General features: G+C 64.6%; 21 protein-coding genes. 7 read left to right on the top strand and 14 right to left on the bottom strand.

The annotated features are described in order from the left end of the window. Positions 1–33: 33 nt before the first annotated feature. A complete protein-coding gene (locus VNO22_06420) occupies positions 34–585 on the top strand; it encodes a Uma2 family endonuclease (protein ID HXG60986.1) in 552 nt (183 codons plus the stop codon). Continuing rightward, positions 582–1,685: a DegT/DnrJ/EryC1/StrS family aminotransferase gene (locus tag VNO22_06415; GenBank protein HXG60985.1), complete on the top strand. Its 1,104-nt coding sequence runs from the start codon at positions 582–584 to the stop codon at positions 1,683–1,685. Before VNO22_06420 ends, VNO22_06415 begins: the two co-directional genes overlap by 4 nt. On the opposite strand, the gene VNO22_06410 is transcribed toward VNO22_06415, so the two are convergent. Both VNO22_06410 and VNO22_06405 read right to left on the bottom strand, forming a co-directional pair. After that, positions 1,673–2,254: a hypothetical protein gene (locus VNO22_06410; protein ID HXG60984.1), complete on the bottom strand. Its 582-nt coding sequence runs from the start codon at positions 2,252–2,254 to the stop codon at positions 1,673–1,675. The genes VNO22_06415 and VNO22_06410 overlap by 13 nt on opposite strands. Further along, positions 2,251–2,445, bottom strand: a complete 195-nt coding sequence (locus tag VNO22_06405; GenBank protein HXG60983.1) for a hypothetical protein — start codon at positions 2,443–2,445, stop codon at positions 2,251–2,253. The genes VNO22_06410 and VNO22_06405 overlap by 4 nt, the downstream gene beginning before the upstream one ends. Before the next feature lie 144 nt (positions 2,446–2,589). On the opposite strand from VNO22_06405, the gene VNO22_06400 reads away from it, so the two are divergent. The 5 genes from VNO22_06400 to wecB are packed head-to-tail and all read left to right on the top strand — an operon-like array spanning position 2,590 to position 10,053. Beyond that, positions 2,590–4,698, top strand: a complete 2,109-nt coding sequence (locus VNO22_06400; protein HXG60982.1) for a polysaccharide biosynthesis tyrosine autokinase — start codon at positions 2,590–2,592, stop codon at positions 4,696–4,698. 56 nt (positions 4,699–4,754) lie between these two features. Next, entirely contained in the window at positions 4,755–5,792 is a 1,038-nt protein-coding gene (locus VNO22_06395; protein ID HXG60981.1) for a glycosyltransferase family 2 protein, read from the top strand. A 9-nt stretch (positions 5,793–5,801) separates the two neighbouring features. Continuing rightward, complete coding sequence (locus VNO22_06390; GenBank protein ID HXG60980.1) at positions 5,802–6,983, top strand: glycosyltransferase; 1,182 nt, start codon at positions 5,802–5,804, stop codon at positions 6,981–6,983. Then, a complete protein-coding gene (asnB, locus tag VNO22_06385; GenBank protein HXG60979.1) occupies positions 6,959–8,920 on the top strand; it encodes an asparagine synthase (glutamine-hydrolyzing) in 1,962 nt (653 codons plus the stop codon). The genes VNO22_06390 and asnB (VNO22_06385) overlap by 25 nt, the downstream gene beginning before the upstream one ends. Further along, the gene (gene wecB / locus VNO22_06380) at positions 8,917–10,053 is read left to right on the top strand and encodes a UDP-N-acetylglucosamine 2-epimerase (non-hydrolyzing) (protein HXG60978.1); all 1,137 of its coding nucleotides are present in this window, start codon (positions 8,917–8,919) and stop codon (positions 10,051–10,053) included. Before asnB (VNO22_06385) ends, wecB begins: the two co-directional genes overlap by 4 nt. Here wecB and VNO22_06375 read toward each other — a convergent pair. From VNO22_06375 to VNO22_06320, 12 genes are all read right to left on the bottom strand, one after another. Further along, positions 10,043–11,269 (bottom strand): glycosyltransferase family 4 protein, encoded by a 1,227-nt coding sequence (locus VNO22_06375; protein ID HXG60977.1) that lies wholly within the window; start codon positions 11,267–11,269, stop codon positions 10,043–10,045. The two genes, wecB and VNO22_06375, sit on opposite strands and share 11 nt — an antisense overlap. Further along, entirely contained in the window at positions 11,266–11,820 is a 555-nt protein-coding gene (locus VNO22_06370) for a Uma2 family endonuclease (GenBank protein HXG60976.1), read from the bottom strand. The genes VNO22_06375 and VNO22_06370 overlap by 4 nt, the downstream gene beginning before the upstream one ends. A gap of 24 nt (positions 11,821–11,844) precedes the next feature. Continuing rightward, positions 11,845–12,684: a D-glucuronyl C5-epimerase family protein gene (locus VNO22_06365; protein HXG60975.1), complete on the bottom strand. Its 840-nt coding sequence runs from the start codon at positions 12,682–12,684 to the stop codon at positions 11,845–11,847. 143 nt (positions 12,685–12,827) lie between these two features. Beyond that, positions 12,828–14,996, bottom strand: coding sequence for a bi-domain-containing oxidoreductase (locus tag VNO22_06360; GenBank protein ID HXG60974.1), 2,169 nt, complete (start codon positions 14,994–14,996; stop codon positions 12,828–12,830). A 65-nt stretch (positions 14,997–15,061) separates the two neighbouring features. After that, a complete protein-coding gene (gene asnB / locus VNO22_06355) occupies positions 15,062–16,966 on the bottom strand; it encodes an asparagine synthase (glutamine-hydrolyzing) (GenBank protein ID HXG60973.1) in 1,905 nt (634 codons plus the stop codon). 27 nt (positions 16,967–16,993) lie between these two features. Continuing rightward, the gene (locus tag VNO22_06350) at positions 16,994–17,875 is read right to left on the bottom strand and encodes a glycosyltransferase family 2 protein (GenBank protein ID HXG60972.1); all 882 of its coding nucleotides are present in this window, start codon (positions 17,873–17,875) and stop codon (positions 16,994–16,996) included. Continuing rightward, complete coding sequence (locus VNO22_06345) at positions 17,875–18,795, bottom strand: class I SAM-dependent methyltransferase (GenBank protein HXG60971.1); 921 nt, start codon at positions 18,793–18,795, stop codon at positions 17,875–17,877. Before VNO22_06345 ends, VNO22_06350 begins: the two co-directional genes overlap by 1 nt. Continuing rightward, positions 18,792–19,928, bottom strand: a complete 1,137-nt coding sequence (locus VNO22_06340) for a glycosyltransferase (protein HXG60970.1) — start codon at positions 19,926–19,928, stop codon at positions 18,792–18,794. The genes VNO22_06345 and VNO22_06340 overlap by 4 nt, the downstream gene beginning before the upstream one ends. An 81-nt stretch (positions 19,929–20,009) precedes the next feature. After that, positions 20,010–21,233 carry a hypothetical protein gene (locus VNO22_06335; GenBank protein ID HXG60969.1) on the bottom strand — a complete coding sequence of 408 codons (1,224 nt, stop codon included), beginning with the start codon at positions 21,231–21,233 and terminating at the stop codon, positions 20,010–20,012. Positions 21,234–21,504: 271 nt separating this feature from the next. Further along, a complete protein-coding gene (locus tag VNO22_06330; GenBank protein ID HXG60968.1) occupies positions 21,505–21,846 on the bottom strand; it encodes a glycosyltransferase in 342 nt (113 codons plus the stop codon). A gap of 700 nt (positions 21,847–22,546) precedes the next feature. Next, complete coding sequence (locus VNO22_06325; protein ID HXG60967.1) at positions 22,547–23,416, bottom strand: FkbM family methyltransferase; 870 nt, start codon at positions 23,414–23,416, stop codon at positions 22,547–22,549. A gap of 181 nt (positions 23,417–23,597) precedes the next feature. Then, complete coding sequence (locus VNO22_06320; protein HXG60966.1) at positions 23,598–24,353, bottom strand: class I SAM-dependent methyltransferase; 756 nt, start codon at positions 24,351–24,353, stop codon at positions 23,598–23,600. Positions 24,354–24,504: the final 151 nt, after the last annotated feature.

Genomic DNA, 24,504 nt, shown 5'->3' with positions numbered 1-24,504 from the left:
ACTCCCCGCCCGGCCGCGGGTAGGATTCCGGTTATGGCGATCGCCGCCCGCAAGCTCACCTATGCCGATTTGGTCCGCCTGCCGGACGACGGCAACCGTCACGAGATCGTGGGAGGGGAGGAGATCGTGACTCCGGCGCCGAACATCAGCCACCAGCGGGTGGTGTTCCGCCTGGGGCGGCTTCTGGCGGAGTATGTGGAGTCGCAGCGGCTGGGCGAGGTTCTTCCGGCGCCGGTGGATGTCGCTCTGTCGAAGCATGACATCGTGGAACCCGATCTTGTCTTTGTCTCGAAAAAACGGATCTCCCTGATCCGGGCGAATCGCATTCAGGGCGTTCCCGATCTCCTCATTGAAGTGAGTTCTCCATCCACGGCGGCTCTGGACCGAGGCCGGAAAAGAGACTTGTACGAACGCTCCGGTGTGCGGGAGTACTGGATCGCCGACCTCTTCGCCCAGATCGTGGAGGTTCACGAGTTCGGCCGCGCGCGCCGGATGCAGATCCATCGCGAGGGGCGGACGTTCCGGTCGGCCGTGCTGCCGGGGTTCTCCCTGGACGTTGAAGCCCTCTTTCGGGCCTCCCGGTGATCCGCGTTCCGCTCCTCGATCTCAAGGCGCAGTACGCTTCGATCCGCGACGAAATCCGCGCCGCGATCGACCGGGTCTGCGATTCCCAGCAGTTCATTCTGGGCCCCGAAGTGGAGGCGTTCGAGCGCGAGGCGGCGGCGTTCGTGGGAACGCGCCACGCGGTGGGGATGTCGTCGGGGACGGATGCGCTTCTGGCGGCGCTCTGGGCGCTGGGGGTGGGGCCGGGGGACGAGGTGATCGTTCCGGCCTACACGTTTTTCGCGACGGCGGGGGCGCCGGCGCGGCTCGGGGCGCGGCCCGTGTTCGTGGATGTCGATCCCGAAAGCCTCAACCTCGATCCCGCGCGGGTTCGGGAGCGTCTGAGCGGGCGCACGAAGGCGATCGTGCCGGTGCATCTTTTCGGCCGGTGCGCGGATCTCGAGCCGCTTCGGGCGCTCGGGGTGCCGGTGGTGGAGGACGCGGCGCAGGCGATCGGAGCGCGGGACGGGAAGGGGCGCGCGGCGGGGGCGGCGGGGCGCGCGGGGTGCTTCTCGTTTTTTCCTTCGAAGAACCTGGGGGGCTTCGGGGACGGCGGGATGGTGACCACCGACGACGCGGCGCTGGCGGAGCGCCTGCGGATCCTGCGGGTGCACGGGATGAATCCCAAGTATCGCCATCGGGTGGTGGGGGGAAATTTCCGGCTGGACGCGCTCCAGGCGGCGGTGTTGCGGGTGAAGCTGCGGCACCTGCCGCGCTGGACCGAGGCGCGTCGCGAGCGGGCGGCGCGGTATCGGGCCCTTTTCCGGGAGGCGGGGCTCGAGGGCCGCGTGAAGACGCCGGCGGACGAGCCGGGGCACGTCTACCATCAGTTCGTGATCCGCGCTCCGGAGCGGGACGCGCTGCGGGCGCATCTGGAGCGGTCGGGAATCGGGACGGAGGTGTACTATCCGGTGCCGCTTCCGCACCAGGAGTGTTTCGCGGCGCTGGGGCACCGGGCGGGGGAGTTTCCGGCGGCGGAGCGGGCGGCGCGGGAGTCGCTGGCGCTCCCGATGTATCCGGAGCTCACCGAGGAGCAGCAGCGGGCGGTCGTTGCGGCGGTGGCGGCGTTCTACGGGGCCTGAAGACCCGCCTCGCGCAGAAGCGCGTCAAGCGCCTTTTCCTCCTCGGGCCCGTACCGGCGGGCGAGCCGCCGGAGGAGGGGAAGATCGAGCGTGGGGCCGGAGACGTGGAGGATCGAGCGGACGTCTTCGATGTCGACCGGACCGGCGGCGAAGAGTTTCATGGCGATCAGGTCCTCGGCCCCCAGGAGGCGGACGCGGTCGTCGAAGAAGGGGGCTTCGACCGTTCGGGACGGGGCTTCGGGATCCATGCCTCGAACCCCGATCAGGAGGTCGACGCTGTTTCCATGGGGATCCCTGATCTGCAGGGAAGCTCCGATGGGATCTCCGGGATCGCCGTGGCGGAGGACGACGTCGAAGCCGCCGGTGCGCAGGTGTTGGGACAGCTGGTCAGGATCCATGCCGGCGCCTCGCGGCCAGACGACGGCGTCGGCGTCCCGGGTGGCGCGGGGCAGGCCGTGATAGGAAACGGCGAATCCGCCCGCGACGGCGGCGGGAACGCGGATCCTGCGGAGCGCATCCAGGACGTCCAGGAGGAGCTGGTCGGGCTGGCCGGGGCCGGTTGTTCTCATGGGCGTGGGGGAGGATCGGAGGCGCGGGCGGACCGGCCGGCCAGATGGATCCGCCATGCGGCCCGGGTGAGGCGGAGGGCGCATTGGAGGCGCTCCTCGGGGGTCATGCGCCGGGCGTCTTCGATGAGATCCCGCCGCAGGGCGTCTCCGAGACGCGAGGGGCGCCGTCGGCCGAGGGGGATGTGTTTCACGCCGGTAAGTATACCGCGGGTCGGGAGGCGTTCCAGGGGGAAGTCGGCGGGGGGCGCGGGGCGGGGCGCGGTTCTCTTCTTGTCACGGACGCGGCGGGCGTGATATTGTTTTTCGTTCCCGTGAGGGCAGGATAGAGCGCAGCGATGGTTCAACCCGTGGAGTCCGGAGCGGCGGAAGTTCCCGCGGGGACGCTTCCGGCGGCGGAGGGCGTGGGGCTCGTCCAGGTCCTTCTCATCCTGCGGCGCCGGTGGAGGCTTCTGGCGCTCGTGTGGGCGGCGGCGGTGGGGGCGACGGCGGTCTGGACGTTCACCTCTCCGCGGCTCTACCGCCCGCAGGCGACGCTCGAGATCCGGCCGGAGACTCCCGTGCTGTCGGGTTCCGAGTCGAGCGAGCCGGCGATGCTGGCCAGCCGCCTCATGTGGGAGAACTATTACCGCACGCAGGAGCAGATCCTGACGAGTCCGTCGCTGGTGCAGGCGGTGCTGAAAACGCTTCCGGACGTGGATCGGGAGTTCCGCGGGAAGGAGGATCCGATCCGGGAGTTCGTCCGGCGCCTGGACATCGAGAAGGTGCGCACGAGTTTCATCTTGAAGGTGGGCTTCATCGACGAGGACGGCGCGAAGGCGGCGCGGATCGTCAACACGCTCGTTTCGCTCTATCTCGAGGACGCCAACCGGCGGCTGCGGGAGCTCAAGACGGGCGCCATGGAGGCGCTTTCGAAGGAGGCGTTGCCGTCGCTGCGGTCGAAGGTGGAGGAGGCGGACCGGGCGCTGCGGGAGTTCCAGGAGGGCGCGGGGTTCATCGATTTTCAGGAGCACTACAAGTCGCTCGTCGAGACGTGGCGCAAGGTGGACGCGCGGCGGGCGGATCTGCGGCTCCGGCGGGCGCAGCTCCGGGCGGAGCGGGACGCGCTGGCGTCGTACGGGGCGGACGGCGTCTCGGGGCTTTTCAATCCGGCCTTTCATTCGACGCGGAGTCTGGAGCCGCTGATTCAGCAGCGGGCGAAGGTGTCGGCGGATCTCGGCAAGGCGCGCAAGCTCTACAAGGACCGGCATCCGGCGATCCTGGAGCTCGAGGAGGAGCTGCGGTCGATCGAGGCGAAGGTGCGGGAGTCGATCGAGGGGACGCTTCAGGCGCTCGAGACGGATCTGCGGAAGGCGGAGCTGGAGGAGCGGGCGCTGGAGGAGGAGCGCGGGGCGGTGGAGCGCGAGATGGCGGAGGCGGGGCGGCGCCTGACGGAGTTCCGGAGGCTCGAGACGGAGCTCGCCTCGGCGAAGGAAGTCTACAACGCCTATCTCAAGAAGCAGGGGGAGACGACGGCCACGTCGCGGGCGGGTCTGGCGAGCGTCTGGGTGGTGGACGCGGCCGCGGTGCCGAAGGTTCCGTACAAGCCGAATGTGCCGATGAATCTGGCGCTCGGGGGGCTGGTGGGGCTGATGCTCGGCGTGGCGGCGGTGTTCGTGACGGAGCAGGTGGACGACCGGATCCAGTCGCCGCGGGAGGTGGAGGGGTTCCTGGGGCTGGAGGTTCTGGCGGTGGTGCCGCGTCTTTCGGGGGGGGCGAAGGCGGGGGAGGCGCCGGTGCTTCTGGACGAGGGGGCGCCGCTTCCGGAGCTGGAGGCGTTCCGGACGTTGCGGGCGGAGCTGGTGACGCGTCTGGAGGGCGTTCCGGGCGGGCGGGTGGTGGCGGTGCTTTCGCCGAACGCGAGCGAGGGGAAGTCCACGGTGGCGGCGAATCTGGCGCGGGTCCTGGCGATGGAGGGCCGGCGGGTGCTGGTGCTGGATGCGGATTTGCGGCGTCCCTCGCAGCGGCGTCTGATCGGGGGGGCGGAGGGGCCGGGCCTGGAGGAGGTGCTGCGGGGGGCGGCGGCGTTCGAGGAGGCGGTGCAGGCGAGCCGTCTTCCGGGGGTGGACGTTCTGGGGGCGCGGGAGGGGACGCGGGGGGCGGCGGAGCTGGCGGGGGCGGCGGCGTTCGAGGCGGCGCTGCGGGCGGCGCGGGGCCGGTACGACTGGGTGCTGGTGGACTCGGCGCCGGTGAACGAGGTATCGGAGGCGGCGCTGGTGGCGCGGCGGGCGGACGGCGTGGTGCTGGTGGCGCGGCAGGGTCGCACGGGCCGCGGGGCGGCGCAGGCGGCGCGCAAGCGTCTGGCGGGGATGGGAGCGCCGGTGCTGGGGGCGGTGCTGAACGCCGCCTCCGGCGCGCCGGGGTATGGGTACTATTATTCGCCGTACGGGGCGTACGCCGGGCGGTGACGCCGGGACGCCGGGCTTCGAGACGTCCCGTCGCGTCAGGAATTGGTGAGGGGGAGGTGGCGGATCTCCAGCCTGTGCGGGTCACGGTCGCCTTTCCCACGATCGGCCGATGGTCCCTGCTCCGCCAGGCGCTTCAATCGATTTTGCGCAATCCACGCCGGGATGTGCGCGTGGTCGTGGTGGACAACGCATCCGGCGACGAGACCCGGACGGAGATCTCCAAACTCCTCAAGGAGGATGCGCGCCTCCGCTACGTCCGGTACGAGGAGCGCGTGCATCCGCACGCCAACTGGAACCGCTGCATCGAGGCGGCCGGCGGCGCCGACTACCTGGCCATTTTTCACGACGACGACCTCTACGAGCCGGAGATTCTGGATCGTCAGATCGAATTCCTGGACCGGCATCCGTCCGTCGGGTTCGTCGGGACGGGATACTGGATCATCGATGAGCGGGGCGAGGTTCGGGGGTCGTCTTCGGCCCGAAGGGTCGGCGGGGTTATTCCGGGGAAAGCCTTTATCCGCGATCTGATGCGGCGCGCGGGTTCGTTCATCACCTGTCCGTCGGTGATGTACCGGAAGATCGCTCTGGAGCCGATCGGCTTCGATGCGGGCGTCGATCCCCGCGGGGGAGACTATCTGACCTGGCTGAAGATGGCGGAGCGGTGGGATGTAGGATACATCCCGACGCCGTTGATGCGTTACCGGCGGCACGCCCGGCAAGGGTCGGCGAGTGCGGGTCTGGGCTCGGGCACGGTCGCGGTGTTCCGAAATCTGTCGAGGTACGCCTCCTCCGTCGCCGAAAACCGTCCTGAGCGACGGGCGGAAGCGGAGGCGTGGATCCGGGCGGTCCGGCGTCGTTGTCTGGCTCGCCTGCTTTCCTACGGGCTGGAGGATTGCGGAGATTCGCCCGCCGAGCGCGTTCGGTTCGTGGGCCAGGTTTCGGAAATATGTCCGGTCGGGGGCGGGGTGGTGGCGAAGGTGGGGCTCCTGATCGGCAGGCCGTTGAAGAGGTGGGGCCTTTTCCGCATCGCGATGAATCTTCTGCGGAGGGAAGGGGGCGCAGATCGGTCCGCGCCGGAGAGGAGCGCTGTGTGAGAGGATCGGATGGCTGAGGGGGCCGTACGCATCGTTCATCTGATTCCGTACCTTCGCACGGGCGGGGCCGAGATGATGCTTCTTAAGCTTCTGGAGAGGATGGACCGGCGGCGATTCCAATGCTCCGTGATGACCGTGACCGCCGACCCGCCGATGTCGGAGAGAATCCGGGCGCTCGGGATAAAAGTGGGGTTTCCAGGAATCGGCCGGGCGCGATGGGCGGAGGGAACGCGTCCGGACGTCGTACAGGGTTGGATGTACCATGGGAACATGCTGACCGTTCCGCTCAAGGCGTTGCTTCCGGCGGCTGCGGTCGCATGGAATGTGCGGTGTGACTTTCGAGGGGCGTCCTTTTCCCTGAAGGCCCGGGCATCCGCGAGGGCGTGCGCTCTTTTTTCCAGGCACGTGCCGGACGTCATCATCTTCAATTCCCTTCGGGCGCGCGATTCGCATCTCCGGCTCGGGTACCGCGCGCGCGACATGAGGGTGATTCCGAACGGCTTTGATCTCGAGCGATTCCGCCCGAGCGAAGACGCGAGGGCGAAGCTGCGCGAGTCTCTTCGCCTGGCCCCGGAGACCGGGCTTATCGGCATGATCGCGAGGTTCACGCCTCGAGAGAAGGATCACGGGACGTTCCTGGAAGCGGCCGCCCGGCTGGTCCGGTTGCGCTCGGGAGCTCATTTTCTGCTCTGCGGTCCCGGGATGTCGGCCGACAACGGGGTTCTCGTCTCGGAAATCGAAGCCCGAGGGTTGAGCGGATGGGTGCACCTTCTGGGGGAACGCCGCGATATGCCCGACGTGACCGCCGGCCTGGACGTCGCGGCGCTGGTGTCGCATGTGGAGGGCTTCCCGAACGTGATCGGGGAGGCGATGGCCTGCGGGGTGCCGGTGGTGGCGACGGACGTGGGGGACTGCCGGGATATCGTAGGTGAGGCGGGAATCATCGTCCCTCCCCGGGATCCGGAGGCTCTGGCGGCTGCATGGCGGGAGTTGCTCGAAGCTGGCCGCGAAGGACGGGAACGCCTCGGCCGTCTGGGGCGGGAGCGGGTGGCGGCGCTCTACGATCTCGGGAAAATCGTGCATCAGTACGAGGATCTTTACGAGAAGCTGGCGCGGGGCGTTCGGTCCGCCCGCCGCGCGCGCGCTGAAGAGGGCGGGGCACCCCGATGTGCGGAATCTGCGGCGCGTTAGGGATCCCGGGGCGCCCGCTTCCGGAGGAAGGCCTCCTTCGGGCGATGCGGGAGTCGCTCGCCCATCGGGGACCGGACGACGCCGGAGCGTGGACGGACGCGCCGAGGGCCGTTCATCTGGGACACCGGCGCCTTTCCGTCCTGGACCTTTCGCCGCTCGGCCGGCAGCCCATGGAGTCCGCGGACGGGCGGTACGTGGTGACCTTCAACGGGGAGATCTATAATTTCCGTTCCCTCCGCGCGGAGCTCGAGATAAAGGGGCATCGCTTCCGGGGAACGTCGGACACGGAAGTCCTTCTGGCCGCCGTGGTGGAGTGGGGGGTGGAGGGCGCGCTGGAGCGCTTCAACGGGATGTTCGCCTTCGGGCTGTGGGACCGAAGGGAAGAGCGGCTGTGGCTGGCGCGCGACCGGGTGGGGGAGAAGCCGCTCTATTACGGCAAAGTCGGAGAGGCCTTTCTTTTCGCTTCGGAGCTCAAGGCGTTCCGGGCGTGGCCGCGTTTTTCAGGGACGGTGAATCGCGACGCCCTTGCGCTTTATCTCAAATACGGCTACGTCCCGGCGCCCTGGAGCATTTACGCGGGGGTCTTCAAGCTCAGGCCAGGCCATCTCCTGGTCGCGGACCGTCCGTCCGGGGACATTCGTTTTCAGGAGCGTCCCTACTGGTCGTTCGGGCCGCCTGCGACGGGCGACGGGCGAAAGGACCTTTCGGAGGGCGGCCTCCGGGAGGCGGAGGAGCGGCTGGAAGGGCTGCTTCTGGATTCGGTGCGCCTTCGTCTCGAGTCGGACGTCCCCCTGGGGGCGTTTCTCTCGGGGGGGATCGATTCGAGCACGGTCGTGGCGCTCATGGGGCGCCTGGCGGGCGGGCGCGTGCGCACCTTCACGATCGGATTCCGCGAAGAGGGGTACGACGAAGCGGGGGCGGCGCGGCGCGTCGCGCGCCATCTGGGGACCGACCACACGGAGCTCTATGTCACGCCGGCGGAGGCGCGTGGGGCGATCCCGCGCCTTCCGGAGATCTACGACGAGCCGTTCGCCGACTCGTCGCAGATTCCCACGTTTCTCGTCTCGCAGCTGGCGCGGCGGCATGTGACCGTGACGCTGTCGGGGGACGGAGGGGACGAGCTTTTCGGGGGATACGCGCGCTACGCGGTGGCGGAATTTCTCTGGCGGAAGGTCCGGCGGATTCCGCGCCTGGTTCGCCGGGGCGTGGCGACGCTTGTCGATGCGGTGTGGCCGGAGGATCTGGACGTCTGGGCGGGTCGCGCTCTGGAGGCTCTGGCGCCGCGGCTCGCGCGGCGGGGCAGCCGGCTGCGGATGAAGCGCGTGGCGGGGGTCCTGAGGTTCCGCCGTTTCGAGGAGCTCTACGACGATCTGGTCTCGCCATGGAAAGAGGCTTTGGAGGCCGTTCCGGGGGCGCGTCCGGCGGCGGTGGAAGCTTTCGGGGGCGGGCCTGACGGAGCGTCGCCGCTGGAGATCATGACGCGGATCGACCTGCGGACGTACCTTCCGGATGATATCCTCGTCAAGGTGGACCGGGCCTCGATGGCGGTGGCGCTCGAGGTGCGGACGCCTTTTCTGGATCATCGGCTGGTCGAGTGGGCCGTGGCGCTTCCGGAGTCTCTGAAGGTCCGCGAGGGGCGCTCGAAATGGCTTCTCCGCCGGATCCTCTACCGGTATGTTGCGCCGGAGCTTGTGGAACGGCCGAAGATGGGTTTCGGGGTTCCGATGGGGGAGTGGCTTCGCGGCCCGCTTCGGGAGTGGGCCGAGGATCTTCTGGATCCGGATCGGTTGTGCCGGGAGGGGTTTTTGAATCCGCGGCGGGTGCGGAGGATATGGTTCGATCATATCTCGGGCAGGGCCGACCGGCATTCCGCGCTGTGGAGCGTTCTCATGTTCCAGGCGTGGTTTGAGAAGGAGCGGAGGGCCAGGGGGGCATGAGCCGGGTCCCGATCGTCGGCGTCGTCGGCGCCCGTCCCAACTTCATGAAGATGGCGCCCGTCGCGCGTCTTCTTCGGCGCCATCCGGGTTTTCGCTTCCACTTAGTGCATACCGGTCAGCACTACGCGGCCATGTCGGACCCTTTTTTCCGCGAGCTTGCCCTTCCCGACCCGGAGTACCACCTGGGGGCGGGGTCCGGCGACGCCGCCGAGCAGATCGCCCGGATCATGACCCGCCTGGTGCCGGTTTTGCGAAAGCTTCGACCGCGGCTGGTGTTGGTGGCGGGGGACGTCAATTCGACGCTCGCCGCGGCCCTCACGGCCCACAAGATGGGCCTGCCCGTCGGTCACATTGAAGCGGGGCTTCGCAGTTTCGATGATTCGATGCCGGAGGAGGTGAATCGGCGGCTGACCGACGCCGTTTCGGACTACTGTTTTACACCGTCGGCGGACGCCGACCGAAACCTCCGGCGCGAGGGAGTCCCGCCGGAGCGGATCGTCCGGGTGGGAAATCTCATGATCGACACGCTCCGACGCTTTCGAAAGAAGGCGGCCGGATCGAACATTCTGAAGACTCTCGGACTCCGGGACCGCAGCTATGCGTTGGTTACGCTTCACCGCCCGTCCAACGTGGACTCGGAGGAGAAGCTTTCGGATCTCGTGGCCGTGTTGCGGAAGCTCAGCGGGCGGTTGTCCGTGGTGTTTCCCATCCATCCCCGGACGTGGAAGAGCGGGCTGCGGATCGGACTGTGGAGCCGGAAAGACCGCGTGGGCCATGGATCTTCGGCACCCCGAAGCCGGAACGGACTGGTGCTGACGGAGCCGCTCGGGTATTTCGACTTCCTCAAGCTTCAGTCCCGAGCGCGGGTCGTTCTGACGGATTCCGGTGGAGTGCAGGAGGAAACCACGGTTCTCGGGGTGCCGTGCCTCACGCTCCGGGAAAACACGGAACGTCCCGTGACGATCACGCACGGCACGAATCGATTGGCCGGTACCGATCCGGGCCGGATCCTGGATCATGTGGAGCGGATTCTGGCGGGGGACGTTCCTCCCCGTCGCACGCCTCCCCTTTGGGATGGTCGCTCCGCGGAACGGCTGATCAGGGTTCTGGAACGGAAGTATCTCAGGCGGTGAGCGCTTCCAGGATTTGGAGATAGCGTTCCGCGAGCCGGGCGCGGTCGAAGCGGGCCAGCACGTAGTCCCGGCCCCGCCGTCCCATCCGCTCCAGGCGGTCGCGGTCGGCGGCCAGGCGGCGCACGGCGTCCGCCAGCGCCTCCGGGTTCTCCGGCGGGACGTACTCGCCGGCCCCGGCTTCTTCCACGAGAGCCCGCGCTTCGCCGCCGACGCTCAGGACGATCGGGCGCTCCATGGCCAGATATTCGAAGATCTTCGAAGGAAGCACATCCTGGAAGAGTTCGGCCCGTCGGAGGGTCACGAGTCCCAGGTCGCAGGCGGCGTAGAAGGGGGGGACCCGGGACTTCGGTTGCGCCTCGATGAAGCGGACGTTGGGAAGCCCCAGTTCCGCGGCGCGACGTCGGAGCGATTCCTTCTCCGCCCCGTCCCCCACGAAGGCGAAGAGGATTCGAGCCTCCGCGCGCAGAAGTCGGGCCGCCTCGAGGACCTTGTCGAGCGCGTGGGCCATGCCGTGGGTCCCGAGGTAAAGCACGACGAATCTCCCCTCCCAGCCGAGCTCGCGGCGGATGTCGTTATCCCGTGGGCCCGGCCGGAAGAGTCCGAAGTCGACGCCGTTGGGGACGACGTCCATTCGGTCCAGAGGGATGCCGTACAGATCGTGAATCCGGCGCCGGTAGCCTTCTCCGACGGTCACGATTCGATCGGCGCGCCCGTAAAGTCCACGGGCCACGCCCTTAAGGGCGCGAACGATCAGGTTCTGCCGCATGGCTTCGACGGCGAGGATCGATTCCGGCCAGAGGTCTCGGACTTCGAAAACGAACGGACTGCCATAGGCGGCGGCGATCGTGCGGGCGGCCACGGCGCAGAGAAGCTGAGGCGAGGTTCCGATGACGACATCCGGGCGGCGGATGCGGCACCCTCCGATGAGAACGGCGGACGCCATGAACGAGGCGTAGGACGTCATGCGCCGGACGGTTCCCCGGTTGGGCGCCGCGTAAACGTAGGTGCGAACGACCTCGATGCCTTCGACGCGTTCGCGGCGTGTGAGGACGCCGCGGTCGCGTTCGGCCTTGATCCCCGTGGGATGGTGGGCGAAGGCCGTCAGTACGGTCACCGAATGGCCGCGGCGGACCCATTCCCGCGAGAGTTCGAACACCCGGGCCGAAGGGGCGCCGATTTCCGGGGGGAAGTACTGGGAGACGTACAGGATCTTCAACGGAGCGAGTCGAAGATCTCGGAAACCTTCACGGACAAGCCCGGCAGAACGGACGGCTCGAAGGATTGCCCCTTCTGGAAGACCCGCAGGCGGCGGGTGGGAAGAAACTGGTGGATTTCGACCGTTCGGTCGGCAGGGTCGACGATCCAGTACTCCCGGACTCCCGCTTTGTCATAGAGGGCGAGCTTCCGACCGCGGTCGACGGCGGCCGTCGAGGGGGAAAGAACTTCGACGACGAGGTCGGGGGCGCCGCGGACGGCATCCTTGCGGACGCGTGCGGCGCGCTCCCGGGAGACGAAAAGGACATCCGGCTGGACGGCGTCCTTTTCGGAGAGGATGACGGCGACCGGGGCGCCCAGCACCCTCCCGAGACGGCGGGGACGGACGTGATTGGCCAGGAGAACCTGGATATTGAGCACGACGGTCTGATGGGGGACATTCGGAGGGGGCGTCATGATCCATTCCCCTCGAATGATCTCATGGCGATTCCCGTCTTCGGGAAATTTCCATAGGTCGGCGCTGCTGTATCTTTTCCGGGCGGCGACGGACATGCGATTATCGTATCGGTCTGTTCTTTAGTAGTAAAGAAGCTTGAAAATCGCCTTTTGCAAGCGGGCGCGCCGGCGGTTCCACGGATTGCAGGCGTACCCTTCCCATCGGTCGGCCGTCTTCCGAAACAGGGGTTCGTTCGTGAGGCGGTGCATGATCCGGAGCTGCACAATGTGGAGGCGGTGGTAGAACGGGCTGGCCAGCATTCGCATCCAGGTTCCGGACTGTTCATAAAGCGACCAGAAACCGCAGTCGTAACGGCCAAGATGAGCCAGGAGAGTTCCGATGCACCGTTCCCACAGAGAGGACGCCTCGGGAATGCGGGCCCGTTGATGGAGGTCGTAGACTCCCCAGAGGGCCCACATGAAGCCGTTGAGGATGTGCGTCGGCGGCGAGACGATGTACTCTTCGATCCAGGGATCGCCGCGTTCGTCGATGAAGAGGGTTCCCCCGCGGTCCACGGGGGCGCGAAGGGCCTCGAACGCCCGGAGGGCGGCGTCGAGGTATTCTTCCCGGCCGGTTTCGAGGTGCGCCCGGACGAGGAGGGAAATGCCCTGGCCCTGAGCAAGACCGGATCTCCAGGGGGCCCGCAGCGTTTCGCGGTAGTCCCAGTCGAAGTGATGAAGCCAGAGCCACAGGCCTTGGGGACCGCGCGAGAGGGTTTCGACGAGCCAGTCGGCCGCGGCGAGGGCGCGCCGGAGCCGGTCCGATTCGCGTCCGAGCAGGAAAAGATTGTGGTTTCCGAGCCCGTACTGGGCGACCGCGATGGGGTTGTATTGGGGTCCAAGACGGCCGCGGTAATCGAGGAGAGGAATCCCCCTTTCATCGAAGGGGCCGGGGTAGTTCGCCTTGGCTTCGAAGCTCATCGGGTAAGGGCCGAGGCGGCCGGGTTCCCATGAGGGCGTGATCGTCGGGGTCTCATGCCAGAAGGTGAGTTGGCTTCGCCCGGGCAGAAGGTAGGCTCGGAAGATGCGCCGATAATAGGCCAAACGATCCAGCGCGCCCATGTTCAGGCAATGTCGAGGGGAACGCCCTCCCGGAGACTGCGGACGGCCAGAAGCGCCGTCAGGGAGACGGCTCGAAGTTCCGGCCAGGAAACGGGGGCTTCGCCGCCCCGGAGGATGAGTTCAGCAAACGCGGCGAGTTCATCCCGGTGGCCTTTGTCACGTCTCCAACGTCGCTGCCTCCGTATCCGTCCCTCAACCGAGAAGCAGGCCTCGCGGAAGTCATCGATGACGGCCACGCGTCCGCCGCCGAAGACTTCGACGCGCTCCTTGGGTATCCCCCGGTCGCCGCCCGAGAGGTAGGCGACGCAGGAGACCGAGCCGTCGGTGTGGCGCAGCGTGATGAAGCACCGGTCGTCGGCGCCCGGGACGGCTTCGGCGAAAACGCGGGCGGGCGGCGCGCCCACGAGGTATGTGGCCAAATCGATCCCATGACAGGCCTCTCCCACGATCCGTCCGCCTCCGATAGCGTCGTCGGCCGCCCAATGGCCGGGGGGAAGGGTTCCCGCGTTGAAGCGGACGGAAACGGTTCGGGGAGTGGCTGTGTCCGCGAAGAATTCGCGGACCGCGCGGGAGAGAGGGGAGAACCTGCGGTTGAATCCGACCATGAGAAGGGGAGGAGGCGAGGGGGCTTCGGCGAGGGCCCGTTCGACCGATTCGATCTCCTCGAGCGCGATGCCCAGAGGTTTTTCCACGAAGACGTGTTTCCCCGCACGCAGGGCCCGGATGGCGAGCCGGGCGTGCTGATCGTGGCGGGTGGCGATGAAGATCGCCTTGATTTCGGGATCGGCAAAAAGGGCGTCTTCATCGGTCGTGACGCTTTCGAAGCCGAACTTGTCGGCGGCATCGATCGCGGCGAGCGGGCCCGGGGAGCAGAGGGTCTTGAAACGCAAGGATCCGAGGCTCCGCAGGGTCGGCAGCAGCACCGCGCGGGCGAACTGCCCGGCGCCCAGGAACCCCACCGCCGGCGCTTTAGAACTCGGAGCGGCGCGCAGGGGGAGGTGACGCGGGGGCGCAGGCGCCTCGGGGGGCGCCGGGTACTCGAGAAGAACGCCGAGGCTTCGGGCCGAGCCTTTTTCCAGGAGCGCGTAGGCTTCCTCGGCGCGCTCGATGGGGAAGCGGTGGGTCGTCAAAGGGCTGACATCCAGACGTCCTGCGGCCATGAGATCGAGGACGGCCTGGATGTTGCGCTGCTCGGTCCACCGGACGTACGCCGGCGGGTAGTCCCGACCGCGATCTTCGTATTCGGGGTCGTACCGTCCGGGACCGTAGGACTTGGAGACGACGAGCTCTGCTTCCTTGAAGTAGAACGGCCGGCGGGGAACGTTCAATCCGACGGCTCCCACGGCCACGACGCGTCCCTTCGGACGGACCGCCGCGGCGGCCTGTTCGATGGGGCCATCGGAAGGGGTGGACGCCGTTACGAGCACGGCGTCGGCGCCCAGTCCTCCGGTCAGCGTCTGCACGGCCGCCGCATCCAGATCGGCGGCGGCGCGGTCGGCTCCGAGGGACCGGGCGACTTCGCATTTCCAGGGGTCGAGGTCGGTTCCATAAACGCGGCATCCGGAAGCTTTCAGCAGCGCGACCGCGAGTTGACCGACGAGTCCCAGTCCGATGACATAGACCGAATCCCCGAGCTCGACGCGGGAAAGGCGCACGCCCTGGAGGGCGATGGCGCCGATCACCGCGTAGGCCGCGTGGTCGAGCGGGACGTTCTCGGGGACGGGAGCGCAGAGGTTCCGGGGAACGCAGACGAGCCCCGCATGGGGTCCGTTGGAGGCGACGCGCATACCGGGTCGGATCCCGGGGACCCCTTCACCGCAGGCGATGGCCACGCCCGCGGACGAGTAGCCCAGAGGGGAAGGCTGATCGAGCCGGTCGAAGGCCTGGCTCAAGGCGGGCCGGAGGCCTTCAGTGCGGATCTTTTCAAGGAGGCGGGCGACCTGATCGGGGCGTTCGCGGGCCTTTCCGAGCAGGGACTTTCTGCCCAGTTCAAGCGCAGCCCGTTCGGTGCCGGGGGAGAGGACGGAGCAGGCATTGGCGATGAGCACATGCCCGGCCCGGCAGGCGGGCGGCGGCACCCGGGAGACGGTGATCCGTCCCCGCAGAGGGTTATGGGTGACCTGAAGGATCGTTCGATCTTCCCGGTCTCCTGGGGACTCGGGCGGCGGCACGCTCCTCTCCTCCGTCTCGGCTTCGCAGCAATTGTACTTCCATCCCTCGGAAGGGGGCACGAATATCAGGGCCCGCCGTCGACGAATCTTCGCCACCAGAGGTCGATGCACAGGACGCTCAGGATCGTATAGGCGGCGTCGATCTGGCCGGTCCGGTCCGCTGAGACCAGGCGCGAGACCGCCTGCGGGTTGAAGATCCGGCGGCGCCGAAGGGTGTCCGGGTGCAGAAGTTCGTCCAGGGGGACGCGGAGGGGGCCGCGAAGCCACTGCCGCAGGGGGACGCCGAAGCCGGTCTTGGGTCGCCGGAGGATCTCGCGGGGCAGGTCGTTTTCGAAGGCCTTTCGAAGGATCCATTTGGTGACGCCGCGGCGGATCTTGCAGGAGTCCGGGAGAGAGGCCGCCAGGGCGGCCACGTCGCGGTCGAGGAAGGGGACGCGGACTTCGATTCCATGGGCCATCGCCATTTTGTCCGTATAGAGGAGGTTGTGGTCGGCCAGAAAGAAGCGGCGCTCGAGGGCGAGCATGCGATCCAGGGGCGTGGACGCGTCCGGAAGGCCGTCGAGGAAGGTTTGGAGCGGGGCACGAATGGCCTCGGGAGTCACGTCGGGCGCCAGATCGGGATGCAGGAGGCCGGCCGCCAGGTCGGCGGGACACCATTCGAAGTAGGTGAGGAGCCGGAGGTGATCTTTCGCTCCCGCGTTTCCGAGGGCGCGCCGGATTCGGCGTGAGAGAAGCCCTTTGGCGGGCAGGAGGGCGACGGCGGTCTGGAGGCTGCGCCGGAAGGGGCGGGGCATCCAGCTCCAGAGTCGCTCCGCGGCCAGCGCTTCGTGCCGCCGATAGCCCGTGAAGAGATCGTCGCCCCCGGCCCCGGAGAGGAGGACGGGGACACCGCAGCGGCGGGCGATGGAGGAGATGAAATAGACGTGAAGCGCGGCGGGATCGGCCTGGGGTTCCTCGAGGGTGCGAATCATGAGGTCGAGTTCGTTGGCCAGGTTGAAGCGGGCGGAAAGGGTGTGGAGCTCGACTCCGAGATGGGCCGCCGCCCGGCGGGCGTAGGGGAGGTCGTCGATTATTCCTTCGGCGGAGGCGTCCTCGGCGGGGAGTTCGATGGAAAAGCAGCGAAGCCGGTCGGGCGTATGGGTTCGAGCAAGGGCGACGATGGCGGATGAATCGAGCCCTCCGGAAAGGAAAGCCCCCACCGGGACGTCCGAAATCATCTGCCTGTGGACGGCCTGATCGAGCGTTTGGCGGACGCGTCCGGCGATCTCGGAGGGGGGGGCGCCGGAACGCGGGGCATGGACGGGCGGTGCGTAAAAGGTCCAGGATTCGCGTATTCCGGCGTCTCGAAGAAGGAGGGCCTTTCCGGGTTCAAGCTTGCGGATGTCTCTGAAGGGGGTGCGGGGCGAAGGGCACCAGAGGTACGTGAGGTATTGGGCGAGGGCGACGGGATCCGGAGCGCGGTTGACGGAGGGTTCCTCCAGAAGCGCCTTGATTTCGCTCGCGAAGAGGAATCCTTTCGGAGTCTCGGTAAAGTAAAGCGGTTTGACGCCGAAGCCGTCGCGGGCCAGGAGAAGCTCCTCACGTCGTGGATCCCAGAGGGCGAAGGCGAACATTCCCTCGAGGAGGTCCAGCATTCCCGGGCCGTACGCTCTATAAAGGGCCAGGAGGACCTCGGTATCGGAGCGCCCCTGGAAGCGGGCTCCATCTTTCTCGAGGCGTTCCCGCCACTCGGGATGGTTGTAGATTTCCCCGTTGAAGACGATGCAGGTTCCCGTGGAGGGGTCGACCATCGGTTGCCGGCCGGCGGGGGAGCGGTCAAGGATGGCGAGGCGCCGGTGACCAAGCGTCAGGAATTGGCGGGAGGGGCGGTAGATACCTTCGTCGTCGGGTCCGCGGTGGGCGAGGCGTCGGATCATCCGGGGGACAAGGTCGGATTCGAAACGGCCCCAGGCGCCGGCGATGCCGCACATGTCAGGGGCGGGGGGCGTGAAGGAAGATTACGGTCGGTCGGGCGACCGGGGGGGCGCTTCGGCGCGCGCCCGAAGTTCCAGATACTTCACGTCGATGAGGAGCGGGAACCATAGGGCATGGAGAAAATGATAAACGAAGGCGGCCTTGCCGTCCAGGAACCCGCCCCGCAGGAAGTAGCGATAACCGAAGTACAGGAAAGGGCGCACGAGAGGGGGAAGGCGCTCCCAGATTCTCTTTCGGATCCATCGCTTGCGCTCGGCCTGGGTTCCTCCGAACCGGGCCGGGATCTCCGTGAAATCGGCCGTTCTTCGGCGGAGCAATTCTTCGGCTTCGCGGGCGGCATAAGCGTTGTGTTTGGCGATCCAGGAGGTGATTCCCTTGCGGTCCTCATGGATGAAGTCGTTTTTCAGATATCCCGTCGGGCCTTCGACGACGAGGTGTTCATTGACGGGCCGGTCTTCGCAGCGGACTTTTCCGCGGCGGGCCAGGCGCAGGATCCAGGTGGGGTAGTAACCCCGCCGGATCCAGCGACCCATCCAGATCAAGCGCCACTTGAGGAAGTATCCGTTTTCCCGAGGAGCGCGCCGGATGGTTTCCCGGATTTCCTCCTTGAGCGTCTCCGGGAGCCACTCGTCGGCGTCCAGGAAGAAAATCCATTCCGTTCCGATGGGAAGATGGGAGAGGGCGAAGTTTCTCTGCTTCGAATAGTTCTCGAAGGGATGCTGCACGACTTCACAGGGAAACGATCGGGCGATTTCGACGGTGCGGTCGGTGCTGAAGGAATCGACCACGAAGATCTGCCGGGCCCATCCGGCCGCGGATCGAAGGGCCTGGGCGATGTTGGCTTCCTCGTTGTAGGTGAGGATGATGACGGACACATCGGCCGGCGGGGGGGGAGAGGTCGTCATCACGCTCTCGCCAGGGCGATGACTTCATCGCCTCGTTCGAAAGCCGACTGAAGTTTCCGGAGAGGCGTCGTTAGGAAGCCGGTTCCGACCATGAGGAGCCGGTACGGGAACTCCACCAGGGGCCACCAGGAGGGGACCCGTCTCAGCGACGCCGCCAGAGCAGGGGAGGAGGCGGTAGAAACGCCAAGAAGCGTTCTCAGCCCCGTGAGGAACCAAGTCGAAAAGTTTTCATGGGTGAGGCGCCGCTCCACCTGGAAGCCCGCTCGCCGGAGCGTTTGAGACAAACTCTGCGGCGTGAAATATGAAAGATGGCAGGGCAGATAACAGTTCCATCCGGGGAACAAGGCTTCGATGCATGCGACGTTGGGCACGGCGACGTGGAGGACGCCCCCAGGGCGGAGGCGCCGGCGGGCGGCTCGAAGGAAATCGACGGGATCCTGCACGTGCTCCAGCACGTGATTCATGACGACGACATCCCACTGGGCGGGCGGCAGGAGGTCGAGGCTTCCCCGGTGCATGGGGATGCCCCATCGTTCCTCGATGCGTCTGCAGACGGTTTCTGAGAGATCGCATCCCGTCACCGTGAAGCCTGCGGAGCGGGCGGCCCTCAGGAACGAGCCGCTCCCCACGCCCACTTCGAGAAGTCTTCCCTGGGTGACGCCGAGGTCGCGCAGGTATCCGAGGTACCGGCGGTTTTTCCAGGAGTTGAACCAGCGGACCCAGAAGGATCGTTCAGGCTCATACCCGTCCCCGAACGTTTCTTCGTTGAGTATCTCCGCCGTTCCGGAGCGATAAATGACCGGGTTCAGGATGACGGTGCACGTCGTGCAGCGAAGGAGTTGGAAGCGAAACGGGGAGGGTGCCGCCGTGCCGCAAATGGGGCAGGCGGGTTCTTGAGACGTTGAGGTTTTCTCCTTCACGAGCATCGGACCCAGGCGGGCGGCGGGCCCCCGGTAAGGAGCCATTGGTAAGTGGAAAGCGTCCGGCGGGCAAGCGTTTTCCACGAGTAAGTTCGTTCCATCCACTGACGGCCCTTCTCGCCCATCTCTATCAAGCGCTCAACCGGAAGGGAGAGGGCCTCGCGAAGGCAATCCACGAGGGACTGCACGGTGGGCTCGATCCACCATCCTGCGTGTTCACGGACAAGCTCGGCCCATGGGGCCCCCTTGGTGGTGATGACGGGGGTTCCTGCCGCGAGCGCTTCGGCAACCGTCAGACCGAAATTCTCAGAATGCGTCGGGAGCACATAAAGGCTTGCTTCCCGGTAGGCCGCAAGCTTTTCGTCTCCATAGAGAGGGCCGGGAAAGACGATTCTTTGCAGGTTCAACGAACGGGCCAAGGCCTGGAGAGTAGCGAGATATCCGTCATTGTCGGGTCCTGCGATGACCAGGCGCCAATCGGGGAATGTGTCTTGTACTTCCCGCCAGGCTTGGAGGAGCAGGTCTACTCCCTTCTTGGGATGGAGTCGGCCCAGGAAAAGCAGTAGGGGGGGGCTGGCCGGAGGAGAAGATCGCGGAGGGGGGATATCGATTCCGTTCGGAATGATGCAGATGGGCTGGGTAAAGCCGAGGGCGCGTATATCCCGATATTCCTGCTCGGATGTGGCGTGCAGACAATCGGCGCGCTCAAGGACCTGGGACTGGAGGAGTTTCCAGAAAATGCGCTTGCGGATACGATGGTGGTTCAGGCTCCACGGAGAGAGGGTTCCCCGCGGTGATACGACGAGTCTGGCGTTGGACCGTCTTCGTGCCCTTCCGGGATACACATTGGGCATGGTCCAGAGTCCATGACTGTGGATCACGTCGAGGCGGTCCTGGACGGCCTGGGTGAGCAGCCACCGCGCCATCCGGGGTGACCTGCAGAGTGATCGCGGGCCGAAGCCCAGCGGGAACACCTTTACGTAGTCTGGAAAAGAGAGTCCCCGGACATAGTCGGTGATGGCGATTTGGGATTCGGCGCCTTCCTCGCGGAGGCTTTCGCAGAGGCGGGTGACCGAATAGACGGGTCCCGAGGCTTCGATGCCCAGGGCGGGAAGGATATGGACGATCCGCATCGCGCCTGTCACTGCCCGGTTTAAAGTTTATCCGAATATTCTATTTGCAAATAACAGGGCATGGCTTCGGAACTCCAGTCTTCAGGACAACGCCAGAGGCTTGTTGACGTGGGATAGTCGACGGCTTCGTTGACGGGGGGACGGTATGTTCGTGCAGACAAGACGTCTGAAAAGAATGTGCAAAACGAGGGTCATAACGGCTACATGAAGTACACCTCCAATGTAAGCAGGCACAAACCAATCATCCGGACGGAGTCCAAGCAGGATTGCCTTGCAAATAGCGGGGGTATACAGCCATCGGTGTGACCGTACGGCGTGCCAACAGATTTTGCCCAAAACGGTAAACAAAAGGCCGACGTATCCGCATACGCAGAAGACGGCAAGCCATCCACCATGCCAATACGCCTCAGCCGCAAAACCGAGGCCAGTCGAAGAATGTTCTGTTCCTCGCAAGGTGTAGGTGAATTCTCTTCCTGGAGTCATGATAGGTTTGTCGTGAAGGAAAACTCTTGGAAGGAACACGAAAGGTATTCGATGGAAGGTCCAGCCGGCTGCTCCTTGGTCGTATTGATCCATGGCAAATGCCTGGACGTTGGAATAGGATAGTCTCGACCACCATCCTTGTACCCCCGACAGTGCGTGGGGCGTGGTTTCGCCACCCGCGTATACATAAAAGCCAAGCGTCTCTGCGACCTCGGCAAGGTTCTGCGCGGAAGGGTGATTCAAAATTGATCTTGCGAAGTTGACGAATGGCGAAAGCAGGAAGGCATACATAATTGCCAAAACAACCCCAGTGAGAATAAGACGATGGACGTTGGGACGGATGAAGTGAAATCCGAGACAGGTCCATATGATCGTAAGGAGAATGTGAAGTTTGGAAAGAATGGCAACCCCGAAGGCGAGCTCCAGCGTGAGGTTTCCCCAAAGAAGCCAACGGGTTAGCCGGCGCTTCCCGGTCGAAGCGACGGCAAGGGGAATTTGAGCGACGCCTGAGAGGCTTCCAAGGTACTGGATAGCTCCAGGAAGGGTGTAGTCCAGCAAGCCGACGACATAGGGCCACTCCAGGAGATACTTGACCGGCATTCCGATGGCAAGAAAGACTATTGCTACCTTGAAAGGGTCATGAATGAGATGAACGGCTGGATCCTTGCCAGAAGAGCGTGATATTCGCAGGAGCGCTGCCGTCGAAACCACAATCAGAAGGGCCAGAGCATTGAGGAGATTTGTCCGGAGCAAAGTCTGTGGATCAACAGGATATAATGTGTCGAGGTACGAAATCGTTTCTGGGCTTCCGTAGACATACACGAGGGACCCCACGGCGTAATAGACTGACCAAGCCAGGAGAAACCATGGCAAGGGAGAGCAAAGGGTTAAGGCCTCCTTCCTTACCATGCGGTAGCACGTCCAGAGACAGATGAGTCCCAAACTCGGTGGCAGGATCGCATTTCCAAAGTGGATAAAATCACGTTCGCCATGCGCCAGAAGGCAGGCATAGAGAACAATCGCTCCTGTCGTATACGCGAGCATGAAGCGGTGCGAATGGCCGGGGATCGGATTATCCGGTCTAGGCGCAATGTTAAGAGGCATGTCTCAGTTGCTCGATATGACGAATGACGGAAGCGAGCACGTCGCGCCAAAGAAACGATTTTAAAACACGGGTACGGCCGGCTTCCGCGATACGGCGGCGCGCGGATTCATTCTTCACATAGTGGGACAACTTAGCCAGCATTTCTTCCTTTGAGCTGAAGAACACAGCTTCGTGATTTTCCTCGAAGATTTCCAGGTGGTCGCGAGTTCGTTCGGCGAGGAGCATGGCCCCTGCTCCAGGGATTTCGAACGAACGCGTAGTGAACGTGTCCGGACACAATTTTGACAAGAGTCCGATGCCAATCTTTCCTTCGGCCAGCGTTCTCGTCATAAGATCTCCCCATACCGGGGGGCCGACAACAGGCATCCAATCCGGCTCCCTTTTGGCCAGGCGCTCCCAACCAGGGCCCTGAACGCGCATATTTCTGGTGACCATGCGAGCCGCCCTTAGATGCGAGACATAGTGTGCCTCCGCATGACCCACGAAGACCAAATCAAAGCGGCGTCCCTCCGTCCGCGCGCATTCTGCGAGACGTACGAACCGGTCATCTATTCCTTGCCATGCAAACACAACGTTCGACGCTCCCTTTTCCCGATATGTGTTAATCTCGTAACGCTTCGTGGTGATACAAAGGTCATAGAATGGAATGCACGCGTTGAAATGGCGGCTTGTGTGGACGATGAAGGCGGGATCCGGAGTGTAGTGTATTGCGAGGCCTCCCGAAACACGCTTAAGCTCACGTAGGGTGGAACTCCACAGCCAACGCCCCTTATCCACCCAAACGAAGTCGAGACGGCCGTACTCATGTGCGGCCCTCAAGACATCAGCGTTGAAACGCGCGACGTGCGGTCCTAAGAGGAATCTGTTCTGGACGGCAGACCAAATCGTGAATCTGTGGTTAAGGTAAGGGGTGATGTCGAACGGTATGACGTTCCAGCCATGTTCACGCAGCGCTTCCGCGCGTGCGAGGCACGTGCCTCCTTTCCAGAGTTGTCCGATATAAAGAACACGCATTTCCGACGCTCGCGCGCTAAACCAAGGACCGTATTTTCGCGGTATTCGATTTATCCCAGACCAGCTTGCGCGCGGGAAGCCATCCAGCGGCGCGTTCGTGAATCAGAACATAGTTGCCTTCGAAGAAGCGCTCCAGTTCGAAATGCCAGGCATCGAAAATCAGCACGTGGTCCGATTGAAGCTTGCCGAGGGAATATGGTAAGGATCCGATGATTTCGAAAACGTCCTTTAGAAATCGACGCGCAAAAATCCATCGGTGGTTGTATTCGAATTGAAGGAGCGTGATCCGTTCCGTCTGCAAAAGCTCCTTCGCGCCCAGAATAACCTCGCAGTCGTGTCCTTCCGCATCCACCTTCATCAAGTCGATGCGGTCTATACCTCTGTTTGCACAATAGGAAGAAACCGCTTCAGTTCGAATGGAAAGAATGTCGAGGGGTTCGTTACTTGCGGGATAGAGTGAATTCGTTCCGCGTGCGCTCCCGGTGCGGAAAAAAGCGGCCGTACCGCTTCGTGATGAAAGCGCAATCTGTTCGATCCGGACTTCTCTTCTGGCTTGAAAGCGATGCCTCAGATGTTCGGCCGCCGCAGGGTCAGGCTCAAAAGCGATTATTGATACGGGGCAGTCGGAGCCCCAATGACGATCGATATGAGCCAAGGCATATGCAGTCCAATCGCCGAGGTTCGCCCCCACGTCAAGGAGTACAAGACGTCGCTGAACGTTCGGTTTGCGCAGGTTCAGGTCGAGTACGCGGCGCTGCAGAAAAAGCTCACCATTAGTTCGCATGTCGTTCGGAATGTCTCCCCGGGCATGCATATAAAGGGTGCGACCAATACGCCATCGAAGGGAAGAAGGAATCCACCGAATAAGATGATTCAGAACCGTCATAGGGTCAACCGACACGGATCTCAGAAGTCTCAGGTGCTGCCCATTTCAAGGCTACCGAATATCTCAATCCCGCGATCATCAAGAATCTGAATTGGGCCGTTCTGCACGCTCCTGGGGGACGGGTCAAAGGGCGCCGCCGCGTAAAGAATGCCGTTTCGTGCATTCTGCCGAAAATCTTGTTCTACGGCCCCCTCTGACCAGAAATTATAAAGATCCGCGTAAGCACCCCGCTTCCCGCATCGCCCGTTTCAACGAGATTCCACGCCAGGAGCCCCGCGCGGATCAACTGCCAGAGACACCAGCGTACCGTCGACGCAAGGCTATAGCCCCAGGGAATCGGACCCTGCTCCCGCGCCACGACGGCTTCGAATCCCGTAAGGTTCATGAGGCGCGATAGGGCGTTCTGATTGAAGATAACCTCGTGTGTAAAATCGTTGTAACGATGCTGGGTTCCCCACGGGCTGTCTGCATTGGGTGTCTGGAGAATCAGTCGCCCGCCGGGTCTCAGGGCGGCGTAGCACAAATCGAGAAAACGGAGCACCTCGTCTTTACGGAAGTGCTCGACGATGTCCAGACCGGAGATCAGATCGAATCGACCCGGATGTTCGGCTAGGAAATCCAGGGCATCGGATTCAGTGACCTGGGGGGTGACCTTCCGCGCGTGGGCCACTTGCTCGGGGCTGACGTCCACACCGTAGACATTGGTGTAGCCCATATCGCAATAGAATTGGAGCAATCGACCGTATCCGCACGCCAGATCCAGGATGTGCGCATCCGGCCGGGAGGGCAGCCAGCCGCGCAGATAATGGCGATAGGCGCGCCCCCAGCGCCGCGCGGCCGCCGGGTCGGGAGCAGCGGGAGCATCCTGGAAGCGGCTCGCGTATCGCTCGTAAATGCGGGCGCGATAGTCTTTCGCTTGGTTCTCGGATGGGCTCATACCGTATCCGTCGGGGGTGCTCCCCATTTTTAGGGCCACCGAATATCTCAGTCCTCCGACCGGATCAACGTGGTCCCGCTCCTCATTTTCTTTAAACCCATAGTTTTTCCTCTTCGCGCGCCCTCACCCTCGGCGAGCGAAGCGAGCCCGG

This window comes from Planctomycetota bacterium (genome assembly GCA_035574235.1).
GTDB lineage: Bacteria > Planctomycetota > MHYJ01 > MHYJ01 > JACPRB01 > DATLZA01.
Note: the sequence above shows the minus strand (reverse complement) of the source record. Positions and strands in the feature narration are given on the sequence as shown.